Below are 6,569 nucleotides of genomic sequence, written 5' to 3' on the forward strand. Positions count from 1 at the left end.
GGCCCCGGTCGGCCCCCACCGCTTCGCCGCCCCGCGGCCGGTGGAGCCCTGGCCCGGCGTCCGGGACGCGACCAGGCCCGGCGCCACCCCGCAGCGGCGCGCCACCCCGCAGCGGCGCCTGCTCGGGCTGGAGCCCAGCTTCCCCGAGCCGTGCGTGCCGGGGGACGAGACGCTCAACGTCAACGTCTACACGCCCGCGCCGGGCGCGCCCGGGCGGCTGCCGTCATGGTCCGGCTCCACGGCGGCGGCTTCGCGGCCGGCTCGCCGGTCAGCCCCTGGTACGACGGGCGCTCCTTCAGCCGGGACGGCGTGGTCGTCGTGACCGTCTCCTACCGCCTCGGTTTCCACGGCTTCGGCTGGATCGAGGACGCCCCCGTGAATCGCGGCGTCCTCGACCAGATCGCCGCCCTGGAGTGGGTGCGCGACAACATCGCGGCCTTCGGCGGCGACCCCGGAGCCGTCACCCTCGCCGGGCAGTCGGCGGGCGGGATCTCCGTCATGACGCTGTTCACCGCGCCGCGCGCGCAGTCGCTCTCCCGCGCCGCGATCTGCATGTCCGGCGCGGACCGCGTGCAGAGCAGGGAATCCGCGGAGGAGCGGGGCCGGGCCCTGGCGGCGAGCGCGGGCGTCGAGCCCACCACGGCGGGCTGGTCCGCGCTGACCGAGGAACAGGCCCTGGACGCCCAGGACGCCTTCGGCATCAGGACGCCTCCCGCCACGATCGACCCCGCGGCGTTCATCCGGGGCGCCCTGATGCCGCCCGAGGACCACGGCATGCCCTTCGGCCCGGTCGTCGACGGCGAGTTGCTGCCCCGCTCCGTGAGCGACGCGCTCGCCGAGGGCGTCGCCGCGGACAAACGCCTCCTCATCGGCGTCACAGGCCACGAGTTCACCCTGTGGATGCTGCACGCGGAGGAGCAGCTGCGCGGCGTCGACATCGCGGGGGCGATGACGGAGGCGGGCCTCCCGCCGGAGCTGGCCGCGGAGTACGTGGCGAGCCACCCGGAACCGCGCAGGAGGCCGCGCTCCTCGGCCACTTCCCCGGCCTGCGCTCCTTCCGCCAGGCGGCAGGCACTGCGCTGGTCCCGGCTGCGGGCGGCGACGAACGCCGACACGACCTGGCTCTACGACTTCCGCTGGCCGTCCCCCTTCTACGGCGACCTCGCGGTCCACTGCGTCGAGCTGCCCTTCGTCCGGGACCTCCTCGACGCCGACGGGGTCTCCCGCGCACACGGCCCGAACCCCCCGCGCGAGCTGGCGACCCGCGCCCACGCGGCATGGGTGTCCTTCGTGACCGAGGGCACCCCGGGCTGGCAGCCGTGGGCGCGGGGCGTGGGCATGGTCTTCAACGAAACGAGTGAGGAAAAACCGCTCCTGGAACTCGAAGGCCGCCTGGCCCGGGCAGCACACGCCGCCTGGCAGGACACCCCGGCACCGGCCGCGTGAACCCTTCGCCATGCTGTGGCCCGACCGCCTGAAAAACTGTTCCGGCGAAAACAGTATTTGCACCGGGTGCGCGCACGTATTTATTCTCGCGGCAGGCCGTAATTGAATTCCTCGGCCCGTCCGGCCGTTTCGGTGTGCTACTGTCCTTCTCAGTTGCAGTTGTGGTTCCCAATGCTTCAGGTGTTTCGGCCGGTGTACACGCCGCTGAAATGTCCCTGGTAATTCCGGTCTTTTCCGGTCGGGGTAATCATCGCGGCGACACGGTATTCGCATCGTGTGAATACCGCTGCACTGCCCCGAAGGAGAATGACATGAGCTCAGGTACCGTGAAGTGGTTCAACTCGGAAAAGGGCTTCGGCTTCATCGAGCAGGACGGTGGCGGCGCTGACGTGTTCGCCCACTACTCGAACATTTCCGCCCAGGGCTTCCGCGAGCTGCTCGAAGGCCAGAAGGTGACCTTCGACATCGCGCAGGGCCAGAAGGGCCCGACGGCCGAGAACATCGTTCCGGCCTGACGCGGCTGACGCACGCACAGCCGGGGCCCGCATCCTTCGGGGTGCGGGCCCCGGCTGTTCGCGTACGCGGCGCCGGTCCCGGCCGGGACGACGCCGACGGGGTGGCATTCGCCGTACCCGACGTGCCCGGAGCGGCGCGGGAACCCGCCGGGTCCCGCCGCCGGAACCTCCGGTGACGCTTTTCCCACGCGTGGCCGCTTTTACGCCCGGGCGCCTGCGCGGACCGCGACGCGATCACCTTCTCGTCTCGCGTCCCATTCGGCCGATTCCCGTGATTTCCCGCGCGGCTCAGGACTGCGGAAAATCACTCGACGCGTGCCGTGCCAAGAAAGGCTCCGCATGAATCGCACAGGCATGAGCAATCACTCCTCCCGCACGCGTGACGGCAACGCGGGTTCGGGAAGGAGCGGCCGCTTCGGCGACCCGCGCGCGAACCGCGCCGACGACCCGCGCGCGAACCGCGCCGGAGCCCCGTCCCGTTCCGGCGGCCCGTCCCGCCCCGGTGGCCGTGGCGCGCGTCCCGCCAGGCCGCAGGCCGAGTTCGCCCTTCCCAGGACGATCAGCCCCGCGCTTCCCGGGGTCGAGAGGTTCGCGGACCTCGACATGCCCCGGGCCCTTGAAGCGGCGCTCGGCGCGCAAGGCGTGACGGTGCCGTTCCCGATCCAGGCCGCGACGCTCCCGAACTCCCTCGCGGGCCGCGACGTGCTGGGCCGGGGACGCACCGGCTCGGGCAAGACCCTCGCCTTCGGCCTGGCCCTGCTGGCCCGTACGGCCGGGAAGCGCGCCGAGCCCGGGCAGCCGCTCGCTCTGATCCTCGTACCGACCCGCGAGCTGGCCCAGCAGGTCACCGACGCGCTCAGCCCCTACGCCCGCTCCGTGCGCCTGCGGCTGGCCACGGTCGTCGGCGGGATGCCCCTCGGCAGGCAGGCGGCAGCGCTGCGCAGGGGCTCCGAGGTCCTCGTCGCCACCCCCGGCCGCCTCAAGGACCTGATCGACCGGGGCCACTGCCGCTTGGACCAGGTGGCCGTCACGGTCCTCGACGAAGCCGACCAGATGACCGACATGGGCTTCATGCCGCAGGTCACCGCCCTCCTCGACCAGGTGCGCCCCGGAGGGCAGCGCATGCTGTTCTCCGCCACCCTGGACCGCAACGTCGACCTCCTCGTGCGCCGCTACCTCAACGACCCCGTCGTGCACTCCGTCGACCCCTCCGCCGGGGCGGTCACGACGATGGAGCATCACGTGCTCCACGTCCACGGCGCCGACAAGCACGCGATCACCACCGAGATCGCCGCGCGCGACGGCCGCGTGCTCCTCTTCCTCGACACGAAGCACGCCGTCGACCGCCTGACCGAGCACCTTCTGCGCAGCGGGGTGCGGGCCGCGGCCCTGCACGGCGGGAAGTCGCAGCCGCAGCGCACGCGCACGCTGGAACAGTTCAAGAGCGGGCACGTCGGTGTGCTGGTCGCGACCAACGTCGCCGCGCGCGGAATCCACGTCGACGACCTCGACCTCGTCGTCAACGTCGATCCGCCGACCGACCACAAGGACTACCTCCACCGCGGGGGCCGCACGGCGCGCGCCGGCCGGTCCGGCAGCGTCGCCACCCTCGTCACCCCCCACCAGCGCCGGAGCGTGACCCGCTTGATGGCGGCGGCCGGCGTCGTCCCGCGGACCACCCAGGTCCGCGCCGGGGAAGAGGCCCTGCACCGCATCACCGGCGCCCAGGCCCCCTCCGGCGTCCCCGTCGTCCTCACCACCCCGGCGGACGCACGCCGCCCCCGGCGCGCCGCACGCGGTCGCCGCCGCCCCAGCCCGAGGCCCGCCCCGGCACCCTCGCCTTCGCCCTCGTCCGGCCTGGCGGCCTAGACCTTCGCCGGCCCGCCCGACACCCCAGGAGACACTTCTTGCCACTGGTCCACACGCACCCGCCCGCCCACGCCGCAGCCGTCGGGACGCCGGCCGATCCCACGGCCCCGGCCGGGCCGCGGGTCTGGGACGCCATGACCGTCGAGGTCGCGCTCTCCCTCATGGCCGCCGCCCGCACGCGCCACCTGGTCATCTGCGACGAGGACGGCCGGCCCACCGGACACGTCACCCGCGCCCGCCTCACCACCGTCTGCGGCAGCCCCGGCTACACGGACCGGACGCGTCTGCGGGATATCCAGGACGGCGTCGGCTTCGAAGCCGGACGCCCGGCGCGCCCCGACGACCGGCCCTCGGCGGCCGACAGCGACGAAAACGACGTCCGGGGCGCGCTCGCCGCCCCCACTGAACAACGCCCTCGTTCCGCACGCCCGTCCGTTCCAGCTCGTGAGGCCACATGCGCTGCGTCATCGCCCGCTTCCCGTTCGACCTGACCAGAGACGGCGTGCTCGAATCGATGAGGGGCGTCAAGCCCGAGCCCGTCACCGACGACCTCGTCATCGTCGGGCGACGCCGCTACCCCGCGAAACAGGTCGGTCAGGTCGTCACCGGCCAGGACCGCCGCGACTTCAGCGCCGCCGAGGTCCTGAGAGCCATGACCCGCCTCGGCTTCACCTGCCGCACGCCCCCGACCGGCGGACCGGGCCCCGCGGTCGGCCCCTGACGGGAGGCCCCGCACGCGGGTCGGGTACGCGGCGGGACACACCGGACGGGGCCCCGCCCGCCTCGCCCCGGTGAACGCCGAAGTCGCCGTCACGCGGCCGGGCGCGCCGGGGATCAGGCCGAGGACTCGCCTTGACGGCGGAGTTCCTCGTTGATGCGCTGGGCTTCCTCAAGCTGGTCCTCAAGGATGATGATGCGGCAGGCGGCCTCGACGGGCGTTCCGGAGTCGACGAGTTCGCGCGCCCGGCCGGCGATGCGCAACTGGTAGCGGGAGTAGCGGCGGTGGCCGCCTTCGGACCGCAGTGGGGTGATCAGCCGGTGCTCACCCAGCGTGCGCAGGAAGGCCGGTGTGGCGCCGAGCATCTCGGCGGCCCGGCCCATGGTGTAGGCGGGATAGTCGTCGTCGTCGAACTTGTCGGCGAGGCGGGTACTGCGAGGGGGCATAGACCTCTTCTTCCGGGCACGCGTCGAGGGGTCCGAGCGCCTGGCGGCGCCCGGACCCCGAGCTTTCAACACCATCTGCCGGCCGACTGCGACGGCCTTCTTGTTCCGCCTGCCCGTTCGCGAGGACGGGTCTGCGGGGATCGCGGTTGCGTGACCGGGGACCACCTTCCAATCCGGGGTCTGCGGTACCCGGGCGGACAGCGTCCTGGTCCCGGGCGATCCTGATGGCGTTCGGCTCCTTACCTCTTCGGTCAATCCGTACTGACTGGTGAACACGGTACTGCGTGCGACCCCTGGGGTCGCCCGGCCCGGCGGCCAGCGGGGGAACCCACCACTTACGGCTCCACCACTCCGCCACCGGTCCGCTCCTGCGTTGACCGCTGCACGGCAGTTCGTCTCTGCCGTGCCTTGCCGACTTCTGGGCTACGGGAAGAACCTAACCCGCGACGGCCTCAATGTCTACTCTCGCCGATGCAGATTTCCTGCGCCTGACCCGAATGGTTCCGCGTCTCCCGTGCCCGGCCGGGTCCGCCGCCGGGGGCGAAGTCCCGCGCCGCTGCCCGACGCCGTCGCGCACGGCTGAGCCGAGATGGCGTCGCGCGGGCGGGGGAGGGCGGAGGCGGACCAGCGGTGCGGAAAGTGTTATGCCCGGCGGGTCCGCTCGTCTCCTGCTGCGAAGACCGCCCACCAGAGCAGCCGCACCCGCTCTCGTCCGAGGATGTATCGCATGCGACATGAACAGCCCGACAGGTCCGGCACCTTTCCGGACCCCCGCACGGTCGAGGCAGCCCGCGACGGGGACACCGGAGCGGTCGAACGGCTCACCGCGGGCGCCCTGCCGCTGGTCTACAACGTGGTCGGGCGGGCGGCGGAGCGCGATCTCGATGTCGACGACATCGTGCAGGACACCATGGTCGCGGTGATCCGCGCGCTGCCGGACCTGCGGGACACGGCGAAGTTCCGCTCCTGGCTGGTGGCCATCGCCGTGCGCCAGCTCACCGACGCCCGGCGGCGGGCGCGGTCCGGCCGGCTGACGACACTGGAACACGCCGACGAACGGCACGCCCCGGAACCCGACTTCGCGACCCTCTTCCTGCTGCGGCAGTCGCTCTCCGCCGAGCAGCGGCAGGTCGCCGCGGCCACCGCGTGGCTCGACCCGTCGTACCGCGACCTGTTGTCGCTGTGGTGGCTGGAGGCGTGCGGACGGCTCTCCCGCAAGGACATCGCCACGGCCATGGATCTTCCGGCGGCCCATCTGGCGGTTCAGGTCAAGCGGATGAAGACCCAGCTGGACGTGGCGCGGACCGTCGTCCGCGCGCTGTCCCGTGTCCCGCGCTGCGCGGAGCTGGCCGAGCTCGCCGGTCCGGGCGACCCGGCTCCCAGCCCTCTGCTGCGCAAGCGGATCGCACGGCACCTGCGCTCCTGCGAGTCCTGCGGCCGTCCCGCCGGACGGCTCGTCCCGCCCGAGCGGCTTCTCGCCGGCCTGCCCCTGCTCGTACCCGGTCGCGCGGGCGACCCGGCCGGGGCCGGTGCCGTCGGCGCGGAAGGCCCGTCCCACCCGGCCGCGACCGCCCG

7 protein-coding genes are annotated in these 6,569 nt (G+C 73.0%); 6 read left to right on the forward strand and 1 reads right to left on the reverse strand.

What is annotated here, in order from left to right; translation table 11 throughout:
• Positions 1 to 150: 150 nt before the first annotated feature.
• The 5 genes from G3I42_RS02225 to G3I42_RS02245 all read left to right on the forward strand — a co-directional run bounded on the left by G3I42_RS02225 (position 151) and on the right by G3I42_RS02245 (position 4,551).
• On the forward strand, positions 151 to 1,446 hold the full coding sequence (locus G3I42_RS02225; RefSeq protein WP_343244423.1) for a carboxylesterase family protein: 1,296 nt from the start codon (positions 151 to 153) through the stop codon (positions 1,444 to 1,446).
• 311 nt (positions 1,447 to 1,757) lie between these two features.
• Positions 1,758 to 1,961: a cold-shock protein gene (locus tag G3I42_RS02230; protein ID WP_164282170.1), complete on the forward strand. Its 204-nt coding sequence runs from the start codon at positions 1,758 to 1,760 to the stop codon at positions 1,959 to 1,961.
• 339 nt (positions 1,962 to 2,300) lie between these two features.
• A complete protein-coding gene (locus tag G3I42_RS02235; RefSeq protein ID WP_164282171.1) occupies positions 2,301 to 3,830 on the forward strand; it encodes a DEAD/DEAH box helicase in 1,530 nt (509 codons plus the stop codon).
• 134 nt (positions 3,831 to 3,964) lie between these two features.
• Entirely contained in the window at positions 3,965 to 4,321 is a 357-nt protein-coding gene (locus G3I42_RS37310) for a CBS domain-containing protein (RefSeq protein ID WP_239096209.1), read from the forward strand.
• Positions 4,285 to 4,551: an SCO5918 family protein gene (locus G3I42_RS02245; protein WP_164282172.1), complete on the forward strand. Its 267-nt coding sequence runs from the start codon at positions 4,285 to 4,287 to the stop codon at positions 4,549 to 4,551. The genes G3I42_RS37310 and G3I42_RS02245 overlap by 37 nt, the downstream gene beginning before the upstream one ends.
• Positions 4,552 to 4,664: 113 nt before the next feature.
• Here G3I42_RS02245 and G3I42_RS02250 read toward each other — a convergent pair whose 3' ends face one another.
• Positions 4,665 to 4,994 carry a MerR family transcriptional regulator gene (locus tag G3I42_RS02250; protein WP_164282173.1) on the reverse strand — a complete coding sequence of 110 codons (330 nt, stop codon included), beginning with the start codon at positions 4,992 to 4,994 and terminating at the stop codon, positions 4,665 to 4,667.
• Positions 4,995 to 5,721: 727 nt separating this feature from the next.
• Here G3I42_RS02250 and G3I42_RS02255 point away from each other — a divergent pair.
• The coding region (locus tag G3I42_RS02255; RefSeq protein WP_164282174.1) for a sigma-70 family RNA polymerase sigma factor at positions 5,722 to 6,569 on the forward strand (848 nt) is incomplete at its 3' end.

Source organism: Streptomyces sp. SID11385, assembly GCF_010548245.1.
In the GTDB taxonomy this organism is placed as follows: Bacteria; Actinomycetota; Actinomycetes; order Streptomycetales; family Streptomycetaceae; genus Streptomyces.

What these genes read in the sequence shown, in the direction of transcription:
- G3I42_RS02230 (WP_164282170.1), top strand. Translation starts at nt 1,758, where the DNA reads ATGAGCTCAGGTACCGTGAAGTGGTTCAACTCGGAAAAGGGCTTCGGC.
- G3I42_RS02235 (WP_164282171.1), top strand. Translation starts at nt 2,301, where the DNA reads ATGAATCGCACAGGCATGAGCAATCACTCCTCCCGCACGCGTGACGGC.
- G3I42_RS37310 (WP_239096209.1), top strand. Translation starts at nt 3,965, where the DNA reads ATGACCGTCGAGGTCGCGCTCTCCCTCATGGCCGCCGCCCGCACGCGC.
- G3I42_RS02245 (WP_164282172.1), top strand. Translation starts at nt 4,285, where the DNA reads ATGCGCTGCGTCATCGCCCGCTTCCCGTTCGACCTGACCAGAGACGGC.
- G3I42_RS02250 (WP_164282173.1), bottom strand. Translation starts at nt 4,994, where the DNA reads ATGCCCCCTCGCAGTACCCGCCTCGCCGACAAGTTCGACGACGACGAC.